Source organism: Methylobacterium sp. 285MFTsu5.1 (assembly GCF_000383455.1).
Classification (GTDB): Bacteria; Pseudomonadota; Alphaproteobacteria; order Rhizobiales; family Beijerinckiaceae; genus Methylobacterium.
Genome location: NZ_KB911276.1, coordinates 99,322 through 117,080 on the forward strand (window position 1 = coordinate 99,322; position 17,759 = coordinate 117,080).

Annotated in this window: 20 protein-coding genes; 5 read left to right on the forward strand and 15 right to left on the reverse strand. The window is 72.6% G+C overall.

Annotated features, from left to right (window positions below; genetic code table 11):
* Positions 1-65: 65 nt before the first annotated feature.
* Complete coding sequence (gene typA / locus H288_RS0113200) at positions 66-1,889, forward strand: translational GTPase TypA (protein WP_020093051.1); 1,824 nt, start codon at positions 66-68, stop codon at positions 1,887-1,889.
* Positions 1,890-2,055: 166 nt separating this feature from the next.
* A complete protein-coding gene (locus tag H288_RS0113205) occupies positions 2,056-2,289 on the forward strand; it encodes a hypothetical protein (protein ID WP_020093052.1) in 234 nt (77 codons plus the stop codon).
* Positions 2,290-2,339: 50 nt separating this feature from the next.
* Here the strand turns inward: H288_RS0113205 and H288_RS35635 are convergent, their stop codons facing one another.
* The 5 genes from H288_RS35635 to cysK all read right to left on the reverse strand — a co-directional run bounded on the left by H288_RS35635 (position 2,340) and on the right by cysK (position 4,870).
* Entirely contained in the window at positions 2,340-2,498 is a 159-nt protein-coding gene (locus tag H288_RS35635) for a hypothetical protein (protein ID WP_020093053.1), read from the reverse strand.
* Complete coding sequence (locus tag H288_RS0113215) at positions 2,495-2,809, reverse strand: hypothetical protein (RefSeq protein ID WP_020093054.1); 315 nt, start codon at positions 2,807-2,809, stop codon at positions 2,495-2,497. Before H288_RS0113215 ends, H288_RS35635 begins: the two co-directional genes overlap by 4 nt.
* Positions 2,809-2,988: a hypothetical protein gene (locus tag H288_RS0113220; RefSeq protein ID WP_020093055.1), complete on the reverse strand. Its 180-nt coding sequence runs from the start codon at positions 2,986-2,988 to the stop codon at positions 2,809-2,811. The genes H288_RS0113215 and H288_RS0113220 overlap by 1 nt, the downstream gene beginning before the upstream one ends.
* An 81-nt stretch (positions 2,989-3,069) precedes the next feature.
* The gene (locus H288_RS0113225) at positions 3,070-3,573 is read right to left on the reverse strand and encodes a hypothetical protein (protein ID WP_020093056.1); all 504 of its coding nucleotides are present in this window, start codon (positions 3,571-3,573) and stop codon (positions 3,070-3,072) included.
* Between the two features lie 322 nt (positions 3,574-3,895).
* Positions 3,896-4,870: a cysteine synthase A gene (gene cysK / locus H288_RS0113230; RefSeq protein ID WP_020093057.1), complete on the reverse strand. Its 975-nt coding sequence runs from the start codon at positions 4,868-4,870 to the stop codon at positions 3,896-3,898.
* Positions 4,871-5,100: 230 nt separating this feature from the next.
* Between cysK and H288_RS0113235 the strand changes: the two genes are divergently transcribed.
* Positions 5,101-6,099, forward strand: a complete 999-nt coding sequence (locus H288_RS0113235; RefSeq protein WP_026604913.1) for a TAXI family TRAP transporter solute-binding subunit — start codon at positions 5,101-5,103, stop codon at positions 6,097-6,099.
* Between the two features lie 12 nt (positions 6,100-6,111).
* Here H288_RS0113235 and H288_RS0113240 read toward each other — a convergent pair whose 3' ends face one another.
* The gene (locus H288_RS0113240) at positions 6,112-6,645 is read right to left on the reverse strand and encodes a GcrA family cell cycle regulator (protein ID WP_020093059.1); all 534 of its coding nucleotides are present in this window, start codon (positions 6,643-6,645) and stop codon (positions 6,112-6,114) included.
* A 512-nt stretch (positions 6,646-7,157) separates the two neighbouring features.
* Here H288_RS0113240 and H288_RS0113245 point away from each other — a divergent pair.
* The gene (locus H288_RS0113245) at positions 7,158-8,345 is read left to right on the forward strand and encodes a patatin-like phospholipase family protein (RefSeq protein ID WP_026604915.1); all 1,188 of its coding nucleotides are present in this window, start codon (positions 7,158-7,160) and stop codon (positions 8,343-8,345) included.
* Between the two features lie 65 nt (positions 8,346-8,410).
* Here H288_RS0113245 and H288_RS32345 read toward each other — a convergent pair whose 3' ends face one another.
* The 3 genes from H288_RS32345 to H288_RS0113260 all read right to left on the reverse strand — a co-directional run bounded on the left by H288_RS32345 (position 8,411) and on the right by H288_RS0113260 (position 10,694).
* On the reverse strand, positions 8,411-8,539 hold the full coding sequence (locus H288_RS32345; protein WP_012320301.1) for a hypothetical protein: 129 nt from the start codon (positions 8,537-8,539) through the stop codon (positions 8,411-8,413).
* A 95-nt stretch (positions 8,540-8,634) separates the two neighbouring features.
* Positions 8,635-10,047 (reverse strand): pyruvate kinase, encoded by a 1,413-nt coding sequence (gene pyk, locus H288_RS0113255; protein WP_020093061.1) that lies wholly within the window; start codon positions 10,045-10,047, stop codon positions 8,635-8,637.
* A 152-nt stretch (positions 10,048-10,199) separates the two neighbouring features.
* Positions 10,200-10,694, reverse strand: coding sequence for an SRPBCC family protein (locus H288_RS0113260; RefSeq protein ID WP_020093062.1), 495 nt, complete (start codon positions 10,692-10,694; stop codon positions 10,200-10,202).
* Positions 10,695-10,849: 155 nt separating this feature from the next.
* Between H288_RS0113260 and H288_RS0113265 the strand changes: the two genes are divergently transcribed.
* Entirely contained in the window at positions 10,850-12,142 is a 1,293-nt protein-coding gene (locus H288_RS0113265) for a lytic murein transglycosylase (protein WP_020093063.1), read from the forward strand.
* Between the two features lie 7 nt (positions 12,143-12,149).
* Here H288_RS0113265 and H288_RS0113270 read toward each other — a convergent pair whose 3' ends face one another.
* From H288_RS0113270 to H288_RS0113295, 6 genes are all read right to left on the reverse strand, one after another.
* Positions 12,150-12,938, reverse strand: coding sequence for an aldolase (locus H288_RS0113270; protein WP_020093064.1), 789 nt, complete (start codon positions 12,936-12,938; stop codon positions 12,150-12,152).
* Positions 12,939-13,031: 93 nt separating this feature from the next.
* On the reverse strand, positions 13,032-14,048 hold the full coding sequence (locus H288_RS0113275) for a biotin-dependent carboxyltransferase family protein (protein WP_020093065.1): 1,017 nt from the start codon (positions 14,046-14,048) through the stop codon (positions 13,032-13,034).
* Entirely contained in the window at positions 14,048-14,782 is a 735-nt protein-coding gene (locus tag H288_RS0113280; protein WP_020093066.1) for an allophanate hydrolase subunit 1, read from the reverse strand. The genes H288_RS0113275 and H288_RS0113280 overlap by 1 nt, the downstream gene beginning before the upstream one ends.
* Positions 14,779-15,540: a 5-oxoprolinase subunit PxpA gene (locus H288_RS0113285; protein ID WP_020093067.1), complete on the reverse strand. Its 762-nt coding sequence runs from the start codon at positions 15,538-15,540 to the stop codon at positions 14,779-14,781. The genes H288_RS0113280 and H288_RS0113285 overlap by 4 nt, the downstream gene beginning before the upstream one ends.
* A 28-nt stretch (positions 15,541-15,568) precedes the next feature.
* Positions 15,569-16,840, reverse strand: coding sequence for an MFS transporter (locus H288_RS0113290; protein WP_020093068.1), 1,272 nt, complete (start codon positions 16,838-16,840; stop codon positions 15,569-15,571).
* A 43-nt stretch (positions 16,841-16,883) separates the two neighbouring features.
* Complete coding sequence (locus H288_RS0113295) at positions 16,884-17,699, reverse strand: putative hydro-lyase (RefSeq protein WP_020093069.1); 816 nt, start codon at positions 17,697-17,699, stop codon at positions 16,884-16,886.
* Positions 17,700-17,759: the final 60 nt, after the last annotated feature.

The following is a 17,759-nucleotide window of genomic DNA, read 5'->3' on the forward strand; positions in this document are numbered from 1 at the left end:
GAACCGGCGCGGACGGCCGCGCCGCGCGGCCGCCAGGGAGCCGGCACAACCCGTTTCGGGCCGCCATGAAACTGCGCAACATCGCCATCATCGCTCACGTCGACCACGGCAAGACGACCCTCGTCGACAAGCTGCTGGCCCAGTCCGGCACCTTCCGCGAGAATCAGCGGGTCGAGGAGCGGGCGATGGACTCGAACGACCTCGAGAAGGAGCGTGGCATCACGATCCTCGCCAAGGCGACCTCGGTCGTCTGGAAGGACACCCGCGTCAACATCGTCGACACCCCCGGCCACGCCGATTTCGGCGGTGAAGTCGAGCGTATCCTGTCGATGGTCGACGGCGTGATCGTGCTGGTGGACGCCGCCGAGGGGCCGATGCCCCAGACCAAGTTCGTGGTCGGCAAGGCGCTCAAGATCGGCCTGCGCCCGATCGTGGCGATCAACAAGGTCGACCGTCCGGACGCGCGGATCAACGAGGTCGTGAACGAGGTGTTCGACCTGTTCGCCGCCCTCGACGCCACCGACGAGCAGCTCGACTTCCCGATCCTCTACGGGTCGGGCCGCAACGGCTGGATGGCCGACAGCCCGGACGCGGACCCGTCGGTCGGCCTCGAGCCGCTGTTCGACCTCGTGCTCAAGCACGTGCCGCCGGCCCGGACCGAGGAGGGGCCGTTCCGGATGCTCGGCACCCTGCTCGAGGCCAACCCGTTCCTCGGCCGCATCATCACCGGCCGGATCGCCGCGGGCTCGGTGAAGCCGAACCAGCAGATCAAGGTGCTCGACCGTCACGGCAAGGTCGTCGAGACCGGCCGCGTGTCGAAGATCCTCGCCTTCCGCGGCCTGGAGCGCGCGCCGATCGACATCGGCGAGGCGGGCGACATCGTGTCGATCGCCGGTCTGATCAAGGGCACCGTCGCCGACACCTTCTGCGACCCGCAGGTCGAGACCCCGATCCAGGCGCAGCCGATCGACCCGCCGACCGTGACGATGTCGTTCATCGTCAACGACAGCCCGCTCGCCGGCACCGAGGGCGACAAGGTCACGAGCCGCATGATCCGCGACCGCCTGTTCAAGGAGGCCGAGGGCAACGTCACGCTCAAGATCGAGGAGGCGGCCGACAAGGACAGCTTCTACGTCTCGGGCCGCGGCGAGCTGCAGCTCTCGATCCTGATCGAGACCATGCGCCGCGAGGGCTTCGAGATCGCCGTGTCGCGGCCGCGGGTCGTGTACGAGCGCGACGAGGCCGGCGGCCTGCTGGAGCCGATCGAGGAGGTCGTGATCGACGTCGACGAGGAGCATTCCGGCGTCGTCGTCCAGAAGATGTCCGAGCGGAAGGCCGAGATGCTGGAGATGCGGCCGTCGGGCGGCAACCGCCTGCGCCTCGTGTTCCATGCCCCGACCCGCGGCCTGATCGGCTACCAGGGCGAGCTGCTCACCGACACCCGCGGCACCGCGATCATGAACCGGCTGTTCAAGGCGTACGAGCCCTACAAGGGCGAGATGCCGGGCCGGCGCAACGGCGTGCTGATCTCCAACGACCAGGGTGAGGCCGTGGCCTACGCCATGTGGAACCTGGAGGACCGCGGCCCGATGATGATCGAGCCGGGCTGGAAGGTGTACCAGGGCATGATCGTCGGCGAGCACAACCGCGAGAACGATCTCGAGGTGAACGTGCTCAAGGGCAAGAAGCTCACCAACATCCGCACCACGTCGAAGGACGAGGCCGTGCGCCTCACCCCGCCGATCCGGATGACCCTGGAGCGCTCGCTGGCCTGGATCCAGGACGACGAGCTCGTCGAGGTGACGCCGAAGTCGATCCGCCTGCGCAAGGCGATCCTCGACCCGAACGACCGCAAGCGGGCCGAGCGGTCGAAGGAGAATGCCGCCTGAGGCGCGCGACCGTCACCGAACGTGAACGACCGGCAACCGGGCGCTCAGGCCCGGTTGCTGATGTGGCCCTTATTCCTGGCCGCTCTCGGACCCATCGAACCCTTATGCCGGGGGCAATACTTCGATGGGGCGGACCCGAGAGGCCCGCGTGAACCCCGTGACACCGATGCCCGTCGCGCTGAACCCGCTTCCGTCGCTCGCGCAGGCCGCCGCCGCGCCGCCCTCATACCTCGTCGGCCAGGACGGCGAGGGTCACTGGGTCGCCGTCGAGACCGGTGGGCGTGCCGGAGGCATCTTCCGCAGCCGCCAGGACGCGATCCGCTACGCCAGCGTCGAGACCGGCTGCCGTCCCGGTGACGTCCCGCTGGCTTCCGGGCCGATCCCCTTCCGTCTCTCCTGAGCCGCGCGTCGCCGCGCGGGGGATGCCGCCGCGGCGGCATCCCGGTCGCGTCAGCTGCCCCCGGGATCGGTCTCGTCGTTCTGCGTTCCGCCGGCGGGCGTCCCCTGGCCGGGCTTGCCCTCCGTCTTCTCGTTCGGGTCCTTGACCGCGTCGGGGGCGACGTTCTTCGGCTTGTCCGGCTGCGCGCCGGTCTCGCGACGCTCGGTCATTCCCGATTCTCCCGCTCCGCCCGGTAGTGCCCGCCCGCGACCTTCGTGTCGGCGGCCGGACCCCGCGAGGCCTTCTGGTCCGAGTGGCCGCCCGAGGAGCCGCCGACCGCCGGCGGCGCGCGCCCGGGCTCTCCGGCCGCGCCCCATCCCTCCTTCGGTTCGGTCCGCGGCGCCTCGCCGGAGCCCATGTCGGTGATCGCCGCCTGATCGGCCGTCTGATGGCCGCCCCCGGCGGGCGGGCTCCCGCGCGAACCGACCTTGTCGTCGGGCTTGCGGGTGACCGTGCCGGATTCGCTCGTCGGCCTGACCATCAGCGCTTCCCGTCGTCCTGGCCGACGGCGGCGGTGGCGCGGTCGATCGCCTCGCCGAGATCCGTGTCGGACCGCGCCTTGTCCTCCATCTGGCCGAGCTTCTCGCGCGGCGTCTCAGTCTTCGCGGCCACCGGGGCCTCGGCCCCCTCCCGCGCGGGTCGTCCGGTCTGGTCTGTCATGGCTCGCCTCTCTTCCTCTTCGGGGGACAACGGAGGCGGCCGATGAGGGTTGCGCGGACCGGGCGACCGGAGGCGGTCGGTTCAGGTCTCCGGCCCGACGATCCGGGGCAGGACGGCCTGCATGAGGCGCCGCGCCGCATCCTCCGCGGCCCCGCGATCCGATGCCCGGGCCTCGATCGTCAGCAGATCGCCGTCCCGGAGGATGACCGCGGTGGCACCCGCGCCGCCGTCCAGCGCGTACACGCTCAACCAGCCGATCGCCGGGCCGGCGGGCAGGGCCGAGAGCCGGCAATCCGGATTGCGCCGCACGCAGAGCGCCTCGAGCGCCGCGAGGGTCGTCCTGCCGGAGCGGACCCGGGCCTCGGTCCCGTCCGTCAGGCGCCCGATCCGCAGCTCGATCGCCGGGGTGCCCGCGCAGGCGGCGCAGTGCAGGCCGAGACGTTGGGCCTCCGCCTGCGCGGTGGCTGCCGGTCCCAGCGCCAGTCTGGCGGCCTCGGCCAGCCCGGTCAGGTCGTGGACCGCGAAGCCCAGGGCCATCGCCGACTGAGCCCAGAGGCCGAACACGAGAAGCAGGAGGCCGCGCATGAGAGAATCGCTGTCCGTTCGCCGATCGGCGTTAGCGGAGAGTTTTTCTGGCGTCCAGGCACGGGAGATCGCAGTGTTGATCCGAAATTTTCGCCCAAAACTCAGTATTGTGCTGCGAATAAATTTTAAAAGAGACAGATACTGATCAAGGAAAAATAATTGTATGACTGTGATAAAATGAAAAATCCCGTGGGTCGCGACGATCGTGTCCGTCCCCGGCGGACCGGAAGCGCGCGCGGATCCACATCGCCGCGATCCGCCCCGGTGCGATTCGATCGGTGCTCCGTAGGGGAGCGGCCCGAAGGCCGCTCCGATGGCCGGTTCAGCCGATCCCGTCGAACAGCGCCGAGGAGATGTAGCGCTCGGCGAACGAGCAGGCGACCGTCACGATCCGCTTGCCCTGGAACTCGGGGCGCTTGGCCAGCTCCAGCGCCGCCGCGACGTTGCCGCCGGTGGAGATGCCGCCGGGGATGCCCTCCAGCCGGGCGAGCGCCCGGGAGGTCTCGAACGCGGCCTGGTTGGTGACCTTCAGGACGCCGTCGAGGATGCTCGTGTGCAGGTTGTCGGGGATGAACCCAGCGCCGATGCCCTGGATCTTGTGCGGGCCGGGCTGGCCGCCGGAGATCACCGGGCTGTCCTCCGGCTCCACCGCGAAGACCTTCAGGTTCGGCAGGCGCGGCTTCAGCACCTCGCCGACGCCCGTCACGGTGCCGCCGGTGCCGACGCCGGCCACGAACGCGTCGAGCTGGCCGCCCGTGTCGCTCCAGATCTCCTCGGCGGTGGTCTTCCGGTGGATCTCGGGGTTGGCCGGGTTGGAGAATTGCTGCGGCATTACCGAGCCCGGGATCTCCTTCAGGAGCTCCTCGGCCTTGGCGATCGCGCCCTTCATGCCCTGCGCGCCCGGCGTGAGCGCCAGCTCCGCGCCCAGGAAGGCGAGCATCTTGCGCCGCTCCAGCGACATCGTCTCGGGCATCACCAAGATGAGCCGGTAGCCGCGGGCCGCCGCCGTGAAGGCGAGGGCGATGCCGGTGTTGCCCGAGGTCGGCTCGACCAGCGTGCCGCCGGGCTGGAGCTTCCCGGAGGCCTCCAGGGCGTCGATCATGTTGACGCCGATGCGGTCCTTCACGCTCGCGATCGGGTTGAAGAACTCGAGCTTCAGCAGGATCTCGGCGTCGACGCCGTGCTCCTTGGGCAGCCGGTTCAGGCGCACCAGAGGGGTGTTGCCGATCGTCTCGGTGATCGAGCCGTAGACACGGCCGTGGCCGACCTTCGCCGGTGCGTTGAGGGTATCGGCCATCGCGGAACTCCTGCTCGTGGTGACGGATCGGACAGATGTCGTATCCGGGAGAGGCCCCGCCAAGGGATCGCCCTCGCGTGGGGAGGCTTGACCGGCCCGGACGGGAGGCTGCGATATCGCGTTGCCGCGGCCGGAGCAATCGGGCTAAGTGCCGTTGCCGAAAGTTCTTTCCGGAATTGGGCGAACTTTCGCGGCGGGGTGGAAGACCTTTATTGAGCGGCCCGTTCCTGATGGAATTCTATTCTCCTGCCCGTCCGGCCGCGGCCGGCGCTGCCCGACCATCCTGCCCGACGGGCGGACGGGGCCTCCCTCTTCGGCCGACTCGTCGGGCCGCTCTTCTGGCGGGCCTCGGGCTGGTCCTGGCGCGGCCGGCGCGCGCCGCCGAGGCGCTCCGCGTCGTGCTCGCCACCGCGACGCCGGGGGGCGGCTTCCCGGCCTTCGGGGAGGCCTTCGCCGGCGCGGTCGCAGCCGCGGACCCGGCCCTGACCGTCGAGCGGCGCGCCACCGGCGGGTCGTCCGAGAATGTCGGCCTCCTCCGCGCCGGCCGCGTCGATCTCGGCCTCGTGCAGGGCGAGTACGCCTACCCGGCCCTCGCCGAGGGCGGCGGCCTGACCGTCCTGGCGCCGATGTACCCGACGCCGGGCCTGTTCGTGGTGCCGGCGGCCAGCGCGATCCGCTCGGTGGCGGACCTGCGCGGGCGCAGGGTCGTGCTCGGCACGCACAAGTCCGGGCTGACCGTCATGGGCCGCAGCGTCCTCGGCGCCTCGGGCCTCGATCCCGAGCGCGACATCAGCCCGATCCTCCTCGACCGGGCCGGCGACGGCCCGGCCCTGGTGCGGGAGGGCCGCGCCGACGCGCTCTGGGGCGGCGGCCTCGATTGGCCGGGCTTCCACGCGCTGGCCGCGGATCCGGGCGGGGCCCGCTTCTTCGGACCGTCCGAGGCGGCCATCGCGCGCCTCGCGCAGCCCGGCGCGGCGACGCGGCGCCTCACGGTTCCGGCCGGCAGCTTCGCCGGGCAGGCGGAGCCGATCGCGACGGTGGGGTCCTGGAGCTTCGTGATCGCGCGGCCCGGTCTCGACGAGGAGACGGCCTACCGGATCGTCCGGGCGCTGGCGCGGACGGAACTCACCGAAGCGCAGCCGAGGAACCTCGTCGGCCTCGTCCCGGCGGACCGGGTCAATCCCGGGACCGCCCGCGTCCTCCGCGAAGCCGGCGTGACGCTGCGCTGACGGCGCGGCGGCTCAGCGGAACGAGGCGACGCGGCGATCGCGCTTCCGCTCGGCGGCGGGCTGGTAGGCGATCTCGGCGTGGTGGGTGCAGTACGGCAGGCCGGTGATGGAGCGGGCGCCGCAGAAGCGGAATTCCGGCGTCGTCGGGTCGCCGAGGGGCCAGCGGCACATGGATTCCCGGAGGTCCATGATGGTGACGCGCTCCGACACCGCGAGGGCCACGGGCGCGGGCGCCGCGGCCGGCGCGGGCGCCGGGAAGTCCGGGGCCGGACGGTGGGCCAGGATCGCGACCGGCTCGGGCGCCTGCGTCTCGACCACCGCGATGGCGGTCTCGATCTCGACCGTCTTCGACGGCGGGACGGCGGTGGCGGCTTCCTCGCCGCCGCGGGCGCGACCGGCCAGACCCAGGCGGTGGACCTTGCCGATCACCGCGTTGCGGGTGACGCCGCCGAGTTGCGCCGCGATCTTGCTGGCGCTCTGCCCGTCTTCCCACAGGCGGCGCAGCAGCGCCACGCGATCGTCCGTCCAGCCGAGACCCGCTTCCATCATCCCCTCCGCCCCCTGCGGCTCGGCCGCGTTCCCGAAGGCCAGTCCGCGTCTTCCAAGCCGACAGGAGCCGTTATCCCGGCCGACCGTGTCGCCGCGCAGACCGCGCCCCCGCGCACCGGCTGCCGCATCGCGTGCGACACCCTGTCTCGCCAGGCCACGGGGGAACCCTAGCGCGGCGCTCGCGAACGTTGCAAGGGCGGGCGGTCGCCGGTCACGGGCCGCCGCGACGCCTGTCCACCGGCAATGACCCGGGCCGGCCCGGGTCGGCCGGGTCCGGCGCGATCCTGCGCGGCCCCGGCGCGGTCCCGCCGGTGTCCGGTACGGCGCCGCACCGTCCGGGCCGCCGGCCGCAGCGGCCACGCTTGCGCCCCGATCGCGTGGGATCGTGACCCCACCGCAACAGCGCGGCCTTATCGTTCCTCCGAAGCCGGCTAAGACGGAACAGGCGATACGGCCAAGCTCGTTCCGTGTGGCAGAGTGGGCGCGTTTCGCGGTTCGAGGAAGTGACGATGGGTGTTCGTCAGGTCAGCCTGCGCATGGCGGTGGCGTTCGGGCTGGCGGGTCAGGTCGCGGCCTGCGGCAGCGTTCCGCGGACCCCCTACAGTGCCGAGCAGGCGGCCTTCGCCACCGTGCCGGGCATCCCCGGCGCGCGCGTCTTCGCGGACGCGTCGGTGGACACGATCGCGGCGCTCGCCGCCAATCCGGAGCGGCGCCTCAAGGGCTTCACCTACCTGGCCCTGTCGGGCGGCGGCGGCGACGGCGCCTACGGGGCGGGCGTGCTCAACGGCTGGACGGCGTCCGGCAAGCGGCCCGAATTCACCCTGGTCTCCGGCGTCTCGACGGGCGCGCTGATCGCGCCCTTCGCCTTCCTGGGCCCGGCCTACGACCCCTACCTGACCGAGTTCTACACGAGCGGCGTCGCCAGCGAGCTGGTGGCCTCGCCGAACCTGGCCAACGTGCTGTTCGGCTCGGGCCTGTTCGGCGACGGGCGCCTGCGCAACCTCATCGACCGCTACGTCACGGACGATCTCCTCAAGGCCGTGGCCGAGGAGCACGCGAAGGGCCGGCGCCTGCTGGTCGTCACGACGAACCTCGATTCCCAGCGCGCGGTGATCTGGAACATGGGCGCCATCGCGGCGAGCGGGGTGCCCAACGCCCGCCAGCTGTTCCGCGACGTGCTGGCGGCCTCGGCCAGCATCCCGGCGGTGTTCCCGCCCCAGTTCATCGACGTCTCGGCCGGCGACGCGCGCTTCCAGGAGATGCATGTCGACGGCTCGGTGGTGACCCCCGTCTTCACCCTGCCGCAGACCCTGCTGCTGCGCGACGGGCGGATCCGCACCGGCGGCAAGGCCGAGATCTACGTGGTGATCAACGGCCGCCTGGAGCCGGAATTCGAGGTGACGAAGGACAACACGCTCTCGATCGTCGAGCGCTCCTTCACCACAGCGAGCCGCGCCCGCTCCCGCGCGACGCTGACGGCGACCTACGCGCTGGCCCGCACCAACGGCATCGGCTTCAATCTCACCTACATTGACGAGAACGGCCCCAAGGCGTCCGCCGCGAAGGGCTTCGACACCGCCTACATGCGGGCCCTGTACGAGGCCGGTTACGAGAAGGGCCGGACCGGCACCTTCTGGCAGCACTCGATCCCGGCGGCGCCGGTGCTCAAGGCGACCGCCAGCGCCGTCGCGAACTGACCGCCTAACGGTCCGCCGCGCGCCCGGCTCGGGCGCGCGGCGAATGGCGCGGGCGGACGGCGCGCCTACTTGCCCAGGATCTTCGTCACGAGGCGGCCGAGCGGCGTCGCCGTGCTGGCGTTCCGGTCGTCCCGGTCGACGGGGCGGTTCTCGTTGCCGAGGATCTTGGTGACGATGCGTCCGATCAGGTTCATGGGTCGGCCCTCCGGTATCGCGCCCAAATGGCGCAGCTTCCCCAACAACGGGTCAGGCGCGGGCCGCGTTCCAGCCCGGCGCCCGATCGGGCGCCTCAGACCTGCATCAGGCGGATGTTGTTGGTGTTGCCCGCCGTGTGGAACGGGATGCCGGCGGTGACCACGATGACGTCGTTCGGCCGCGCGAAGCCCTCGTCCTGGGCGTGGTGGCAGGCCTTCGAGGTCATCTCCTCGTAGCTGTCGACGTCCTCCGTCAGGACGCTGTGCGCCCCCCAGAGCAGGCTCAGCCGCCGCGAGGTCGCGACGTTGGGGGTCAGGGCCAGGATCGAGGCCGCGGGCCGCTTGCGCGCGACCCGGGCGGCCGTCGTCCCGCTCGCCGTGTAGGCGACGATGGCCGCGGCGCGCACCGCCTCGGCGAGGTCGGCCGTGGCGGTGGCCACGGCGTGAGGCGGCGTCTCCTCCTCACCCGGCTCCGAGGCCGCGACGATCGAGTGGTAGAGCTTGTGGCCCTCCACGCTCCGGATGATCCGGTCCATCATCGCCACCGCCTCGACCGGGTAGCGGCCGGTCGCGGATTCCGCCGAGAGCATCACGGCGTCGGCGCCGTCGTAGATGGCGGTGGCGACGTCCGACGCCTCCGCCCGGGTGGGCGCGGGCGCATTGACCATCGAGTCGAGCATCTGGGTCGCCACCACGACGGGCTTCACGGCGAGCCGGCAGGCCCGGATCAGCTCCTTCTGCCGCCCCGGCACGTCCTCGTGCGGGATCTCGACGCCGAGATCGCCGCGGGCGACCATCACGGCGTCGGAGAGCCGGATGATGTCGTCGATCCGCTCCAGCGCCTGCGGCTTCTCGATCTTCGACATGATGCCGGCGCGATCGCCGATGATCCCCCGCGCCTCGATGACGTCGGACGGCTTCTGGACGAACGACAGGGCGACCCAGTCGACGCCGAGATCGAGCCCGAAGGCGAGATCCGCCCGGTCCTTCTCGGTCAGCGGCGACAGGTCCAGCAGCGTGCCCGGCAGATTCACGCCCTTGCGGTTCGAGATCGGACCGCCGGTGACGACCTCGGCGGTGATGGAGGTCCGCTCGGGTCCGGTGACCCGCACCCGCACCCGGCCGTCGTCGATGAGGAGTTCCTGGCCCGGCACGACGGCGTCGAAGATTTCCGGGTGGTGCAGCGGGATCGCCTGCTTGTCGCCGTCGGCGCCCTCGAGGACGAAGCGCACCGTCTCGCCGGCCTGGAGATCGAGCCGTCCGCCCTGGAGCGTGCCGATGCGGATCTTCGGCCCCTGGAGATCTTGCAGGATGCCGATCGGCCGGCCGACTTCCTTCTCGAGGGCGCGGATGGCCGCGTGGACCTTGGCGTGATCCGCCTGGAGGCCGTGGCTGAAATTGAGCCGGAACGTGTCGACGCCGGCGAGGAACAGGGCGCGGAGCTGGTCCGGGGCGGAGCTGGCGGGACCGACGGTGGCGACGATCTTGGCGTGGCGGTGACGGCGCATGCGGGTCTCGGCCTCCTGAGGCTGCCTCTGGGAATCGAGCCGGGCGCTCGGTCGCGCCGACGGCGCTCACATCGGTCCGCGACGGCCCCGCGGCGAGGCCTCGCGGCGCCCGGCAGGCGATTTTTCGCGCGGCTGGCCGATTCGGCAGGGGGCTATCTGGCCGCCTCCCGGGCGATCCCGGCAAGCCCGGCGTCGAACACGCCCGTGATGTCGGCGACGGCGTCGGCATCGCTCATGCCCTCGGCGTCGAAGGTCGCGCTCCAGATCACCGTGGAGCCCGCGCCGTCGCGACGGACCGCCAGCGTCGCGTTGTAGGCGCGCACCGGCAGGGGCCCCTGGATGAAGCTGTAGCTGTAGCTCATGCCGGTCTCGTCGCGCGCGGTCTCGACCTCGGCGATCGTGCCCTTGCCGCCCTTCACCACGAGGCCGCGGATCTGCGCGCGGATGCCGTCATCCTCGTCCTCGCCCGACAGGATGCAGCGCTGGACCTGCGGGTGCCAGTTCTGGATCGCGCAGAAATCGCCGACCAGCGCCCAGACCGCGGCGGGCGGAGCCGGGATGTCGCGGCTGCGGGTGACCTCCAGGGCGCTGGCCGGTCCGGCGGCCAAGAGGGCCGCGCCGATCGCCGTCAGGTAAGCGGGATGCATCACGGGTCGGTCTCCGGGCCGCCGGGCTGATGTGACGCGACTTGGGGCGCCGCCCGGCCGCGGCGAGCCCCGGGGCCGCGACGGACCGCGTCTCGAAGGTGTCGCTGACGGCGCGGTATGCTACGCCGCGCCCGTCAGGATCACCGGAGATGCCCATGGACGATCGCGCCGCGCCGAAGCGGCCCGCGCCCCGGAGCGGCGCCGCGCGCGCGGTCCTGGCGACCGGCGCCGCACTCGTCATCGGCGCGGCCGTGCCGTCGCTCGCCGCGGGGCCGGACCCGTCGCCGCCGGCCGCGCCGCAGGCCTTCGAGGCCTGCCGGGCCGACCTGATCGCCTGGGTCACGGCCCGCGCCGTGCCGCAGGGCCTCGCCGAGGCGCAGCTCGCCCACCTCATGCCCGACCCGGACGTGGTCGCCGCGACCCAGAGCCAGGGCGAGTTCGTCCGGCCGATCTGGGACTACATCGAGGCCAGCGTCACGCCGGCCCGCGTCGAGGCCGGTCTGCGCAAGCTCGCCGAGCACGCCGACACGCTCGCGGCCATCGAGGCCAAGTACGGGGTCGACCGCCACATCCTGGTGGCATTCTGGGGCGTCGAATCGAGCTACGGCGCCGTGCTCGACAACCCGGCGGTGGTGAAGCCGGTCGTCCGCTCGCTCGCGACGCTCGGCTGCAGCGATCCCGCCCGGGCGACCTACTGGCGCGACGAGCTGGCGGCGGCGCTCCAAATCCTGGCCTGGAACCAGGCGCCCCTCGACCGGATGCCGGCGGGGCTGACCGGATCCTGGGCCGGCGCCATGGGGCACACGCAGTTCATGCCCAGCGTCTACCAGCGCGAGGCGGTCGATTTCGACGGCGACGGCCGGCGCGACATCTGGACCTCGGTGCCGGACGCCCTCGCGTCAACGGCGAACTACCTGCGCAGCCACGGCTGGAAGCCCGGCGCGGGATGGGGCAGCGAGGCGGTTCTGCCCGAGACCTTCGACGCGGCGCTCGCCGACGAGACGACGGTCCGCACCGTCGCGGCGTGGCGGGCGCTCGGCGTGAGGCCCGCCCGCGACCGCGCCCTGCCGGACACGGCCGAGGCGACCCTGATCCTGCCCGCCGGGATCCGCGGCCCCGCCTTCCTGCTGCAGCCGAACTTCGCGGTGATCCTCCGCTACAACACGGCGCTCGCCTACGCGCTGACCGTCGCGCTCCTGTCGGACCGCCTGCGCGGCGACCCGGGCCTGGTGCACGACTGGCCACGGGGCGACCGGCCCCTCACCGGCGACGAGCGGCGCGACCTGCAGACCCGCCTGACGGAGCGCGGCTTCGCCACCGGCGGGGTCGACGGCAAGATCGGCCCGAAGACGCGGGCGGCGCTGCGCGCCTTCCAGGGGTCGGTCGGCCTGCCGCCGGACGGTTACGCCGACGCCGCGCTGCTGGACCGGGTCCGGGCCGCGCCCTGACGGACGCTCACGCCAGGAAGGCGGGCTCGTCCCGGGCGAGCACCCGCTTGACGCTCTCCAGGTGGAGGCGGGCGCTCTCGGCGCGCCCGGCCGCCTCCTGGGCCGCCACGCGCTTCACGATCGCCTCGGGCACGGCCTTGAGCGCGCGCCCCGTGCTCATGGCCAGGACCTGCGCCTGTGCGGCGCGCTCCAGGTAGTAGAGGTCGTCCCAGGCCTCCGCGATCGTCTCGCCCAGTACCATCACGCCGTGGTTCTTCAGGAACACGACGTCCGCCTCGCCGGCGCTCTCGGCGATCCGCCGGCCCTCGGACGAATCGAGCGCGAGACCGTTGTAATCCTCGTCCACCGCGATCCGGCCGTAGAAGCGCAGCGCCGTCTGGCCCGCCCACACCAGGGGCTCGCCCTCCAGCATGGCCAGGGCCGTGGAATAGGGCATGTGGGTGTGGAACGCGGCCCGGGCGCGGGGCTTCAGCCGGTGCAGCTCGGCGTGGATGTGGAAGGCGGTGGCCTCGGGCTGGCCGTCGCCCTCGAGGACGTTGCCGTGGAAGTCGCAGAGAAGCAGGCTCGACGCGGTGACCTCCGCGAAGGCGAGGCCGTAGGGATTGACCAGGAACAGGTCGGGCCGCTCCGGCAGCACCGCCGAGAAATGGTTGCAGATGCCCTCTTCCAGGCCGTTGCGCGCGGCCCAGCGCAGGCAGGCGGCGAGGTCGATCCGGGCGCGGCGCACGCTATCGGCGTTCAGGGGCTCGTTGCTGCGGGCGGGCGGGGTTCCCGGGGCGGTAACGGCGTGCGCCATGCGTGCGGGCTTTCCTGTGTCGGGGTTCGGGCCGGGGACTCGACCGGTCCCGCACTCTAGACGCTCGCTCGCCCCTGCGCAGCCGCTCCGCGCTCAGGCGCGGCCGTCGGTGACGCCGCCGACGAGATTGAGGCCGAGCAGGAAGTCCGACGCGAAATCCGTGCGGATGACCGGCTCGCGCGGGATCGCCTCGCGCAGGAGATCGCGCTCGGCGCGGCGCGCCGCGACCGCCTCCGCCACCGTGACGCGCCGGAACGACAGGCTCGCCCCGCCCCGGACCTGCGCCAGCCGCCCGAGATCCGGGCCGATCACCGTGGCGATCTTCGGGTAGCCGCCGGTGGATTGCCGGTCGGCCATCAGGATGATCGGCAGGCCGTTACCGGGCACCTGGATCGCCCCCATGGCGACGCCGTCCGAGACGATGTCGTGCCCCTTGGCGTGCCTCAGCGGCGTGCCGTCGACGAAGCAGGCCATCCGGTCGCCCCGCGGCGAGACCGTCCAGGGACCGGCCAGGAAGGCCTCGACCTGGTCGGGCGCGAAGTAGTCGTCCTGCGGGCCCAGCACGACCCGGATCTCCCGGCCGTCGCGCTCGAGCCAGGGCGCGACGAGCCGCTGCGGCGGCCCGTCCGGGGTTCGGCCCTCGGCGACGGGGAGGCGGTCGCCCGCGGCGAGGCCGCGCCCGTCGAGGCCGCCGAGCCCCGAGCGGGTATGGGTCGCCGCCGAGCCGAGGACCGGCGCCACGTCGACCCGCCCGGCGACCGCGAGGTAGCCCCAGGCGCCGGCATCGCCGGCCCGCACGACGAGGGTCTGGCCGGGCTCCAGGGCGAGCGCGACCGTGTCGGGCAGGGGCACGCCGTCCAGCGCGACGCGGAAGCCCGGCGCCAGCAGGGCGAGCCCGACGGCGCCGTCCTGCGCCGAGACGGTGATGCCGCCCGTGGAGATCTCGATGGCGGTGGCGTCGAGGGCGTTCGACGCCGCCCGGTTGGCCGCGGCGTGCATCAGCGGGTCCATCGGGCCCGCGGCCGTGATGCCGTAGCGCAGGTAGCCGTGCCGGCCCCCGTCCTGCAGGGTGATGCCGGGCCCGGCGGAGTCGATGACGAGGGCGGGCATCAGCGCGCCTCCCCGCGGCGGGCCACCGGCTCGCCCGCCGCCTCGCGCGCCGTGAGGGCGTCGAAGGTCGCGGCATCCACGGGCTCGAAGCGGATCAGGTCGCCGGCGCCGACGAAGAAGCTCGGGTCGCGCTCCGGCGCGTAGAGGCGGGACGGCGTCGCGCCGATCACGTACCAGCCGGTCGGCATCGGCACGGTCGCCACCGCGGCGAGGCCGCCGCCGATCATGATGGCGTTGCGCGGGTGCGGCGGCCGCGGGCTCGCCCGCCGGGGCACTGCCAGGGGCTGCGGCAGGCCGCCGAGATACGCGAAGCCCGGCGCGAAGCCGTACATGTAGACTCGGAACGTCGTGGCCGCGTGGGTCGACACCACAGTCTCCGGGCTCAGGCCGCTCCGCTCGGCGACCTGCGCGACGTCCTCCCCGTGGGGCGCGTCGTAGCAGCAGGGCAGCGTCCAGAGTATCGGGCTCGCCGCGCGCGCGGTCGCGCCGGCGACCAGCCCCCGGACCCGCTCGGCGAGCGTCCCGCGGTCGAGCACCAGCGGATCGTAGTGCAGCATCAGGGATCGGTAGGTCGGCACGCGCTCGCGCAGCCCCTCTGGCGGGTCCGCCCCGAGTGCGTCGTCGAGGGCCAGGACCCGGTCGCTGATCGCCGGGTCGACGGTGCTGCCGAACTCGACCACGAGGGCCGCCTCGCCGGCGTCGAGGAGGCGGGGCTCGTCCAGCGCCGCGCTCACGGCCGGAACGGCGCCAGCGTGACGCCCGCGCCCTCCAGCCGGGTCCGCACCGCCCGCGCCGTGGCGACGGCGTGGTCCGAATCGCCGTGGACGCAGATCGAGCGGATCGGCGTCGGCAGCGTTTGACCGTCGGCCGTGAGGATCGCGCCCGCCTCGACCATGCGCAGGACGCGGTCGGCCGCCTCGCCGGCATCGGTGATCATCGCGCCGGGCTCGCTGCGGGGGATCAGGAGGCCTGTCGGCGTGTAGCCGCGATCGGCGAAAATCTCCTGGTGAACGTCGAGGCCGCAGGCCTCGCCCGCCGGCACCTGGGCGGTCAGCGCGATGGCGAGCAGCGCGAGCTCCCGGTCCACCGCACGGACCGCGCGGGCGATGGCGTCGGCCACCGGCCGCTCCTCCGCGGCGACGTTGGCCAGCGCCCCGTGCGCCTTCACGTAGGTGATGCGGTGGCCGGCATAGGCGGCGAGCGCCTGCGCGGCGCCGATCTGGTAGGCGACGAGTCGCTCGATCTCGGCGGGGCTGTAGGGCATCCGCCGCCGCCCGAAGCCCCAGAGATCCGGGAAGCCCGGATGGGCGCCGACCGCCACGCCGCGCTCCTTCGCCAGCGCGAAGGTTCGGGCCATGATCTCGGGGTCGCCGGCGTGGAGGCCGCAGGCGACGTTGGCCGAGGTGACGATCCCGAGGATCGCCGCGTCGTCGCCGCAGGCGTAGGCGCCGTAGCCCTCGCCGAGGTCGGAATTCAGGTCCACGCTGGTCATCGCCGCCGCTCCGCGTGCCGATCGGGTCTCATAGGGCCGCAACGGGTTCCGGCTCGGCCGGATCCGCGCTGCGAGAATCGAGCGCGCGGCCCGCCGTCTCCGGCAAGAGAAGCGCCGCGACGATCACGAGGCAATAGGCGCCCGCCGCCACGACGCCGATGGCGATGCCGAGTGTCAGCGAGCCGCTGAGGTGGCCCACCACGGCGGGGCAGATCGCGCCGGTGGCGCGGCCGAAATTGTAGCAGAAGCCCTGCGCGGAGCCGCGGATCCGGCTCGGGAACAGCTCGCTCAGGAAGGCGCCCATCCCGGAGAAGACGCCGGAGAGGAAGAAGCCCAGAGGGAAGCCCAGCACCAGCATCACCGGGTCGGTGATCGGGATCAGCGTGTAGGCGAGGACGAGGACGCCGGCGCAGAAGCCGAACAGGACGAAGCCCAGGCGGCGCCCGATGCGGTCGGAGAGCCAGGCGCTGGTCAGGTACCCGACGAACGACCCGAAGATCAGCATCAGCAGGTAGCCGCTGGTGTTCAGGACCGAGAGGTTGCGCTCGGTCTTCAGGTAGGTCGGGAGCCACGTGGTCACCGCGTAGTAGCCGCCCTGCATGCCGGTCGCCAGCAGGCTCGCCAGCACGGTCCGGCCGATCAGCGGCCGGGAGAAGATGTCGAGGAAGCTGCCGGTGTCGCCGACGTCCCGCATGGCGGCGCGGGTCTGCCGGTAGACTTCCGGGTCCTCGATGTTGCGGCGGATCCAGAAGATCAGCACCGAGGGGAGGGCGCCGAGCCAGAACAGGATCCGCCACGCCACCGCCGGCTCCGCCAGGGCGAACACGGCCCAGAAGGCGATCGCCGCGCAGGCCCAGCCGACCGCCCAGCTCGACTGGACGAGCCCCACCGCCTTGCCGCGGTAGCGGGCCTGGATCGTCTCGGCGATCAGCACCGAGCCCACCGACCACTCGCCGCCGAAGCCGAAGCCCTGCAGCGCGCGGGTCACGAGCAGCTGCTCGTAGGACTGGGTGAAGCCGCTGAGCACCGTGAACAGGGTGAACCACGCGACGGTGCCCTGCAGGACGACGACCCGGCCGTAGCGGTCGGCCAGGATCCCGGCCGCCCAGCCGCCGATCGCCGACGTGACGAGCGCGGCGGTGGCGATGTTGCCGGCCTCGACCTTGGTCAGGCCCCAGACCACGACCAGGGTCGGGATCAGGAAGGTGTAGACCATGTAGTCGAACGCATCGACGCCGTAGCCCGCGAAGGCCGCGCCCAGGACCCGGCGCTCCGCCGGACTCGTGTCTCTCACCCACATGGCGCAACTCCTTTGCGGAATGGCCGCCGCGCGGCCGGGATGGTCACAGGAACGGCAGGTCGCGGTTGAGGAGGTCGGTGATCAGCATGTGACCGGGCGCGTGGGTGATGCAGAGCGGCAGCCGCGCCGCCATCGCCACGGCCTGCGGGGTGACCCCGCAGGCCCAGAAGACCGGGAGCTCGTCGGGCTCGATCGGCACAGGGTCGCCGAAATCCGGTCGCGCGAGGTCGCGGATGCCGATCAGGCCCGGATCTCCGAGATGGATCGGCGCCCCGTGGACCGCCGGCATCCGGGCCGTCACCTGCACGGCCTTGATGGCGTCCGCCGCCTTCATGGGCCGCATGGAGACGACGAGCGGACCGTGGAACGGGCCCGACGGCTGGGTGGCGATGGAGGTCCGGTACATCGCGACGTTGCGGCCGAGGGCGATGTGCCGGAGCGGGATGCCCGCCTCGATCAGGCCGGCCTCGAACGAGAAGGAGCAGCCGAGGACGAAGGTGACGAGGTCGTCCCGCCACACGCCGGTCAGGTCGGGCAGCTCGGCCACGAGCGCGCCGCCCTCGTAGACGCGGTAGCCGGGGACGTCTGTGGCGAGGTCGAGATCGATCCCCAGCGTCGGCAGTGCGCGGTCGCCGGGCCGCGAGACGCCGAGGATCGGGCAGGGCTTCGGGTTCTGCTGGCAGAAGCGGTGGAAATCCTCCGCCATGGCCCGCGGCAGGATCATCAGGTTGCCCTGCGCGTGGGCGGGGACGAGACCCGAGGTGTGGCCCCGGAACCGACCCGCGCGGATCGCGCGCCGCGCGTCCGCCGCGTCGGCGAAGACAGGTGGCGCGCCGTCGGCGCCCGCGTGCTGGCTCACCGCGTTGATCTCCCTGGCTGGTCGTCGCGCGCCGGCGCGGCCGCGTCGGCCGTCCGTATT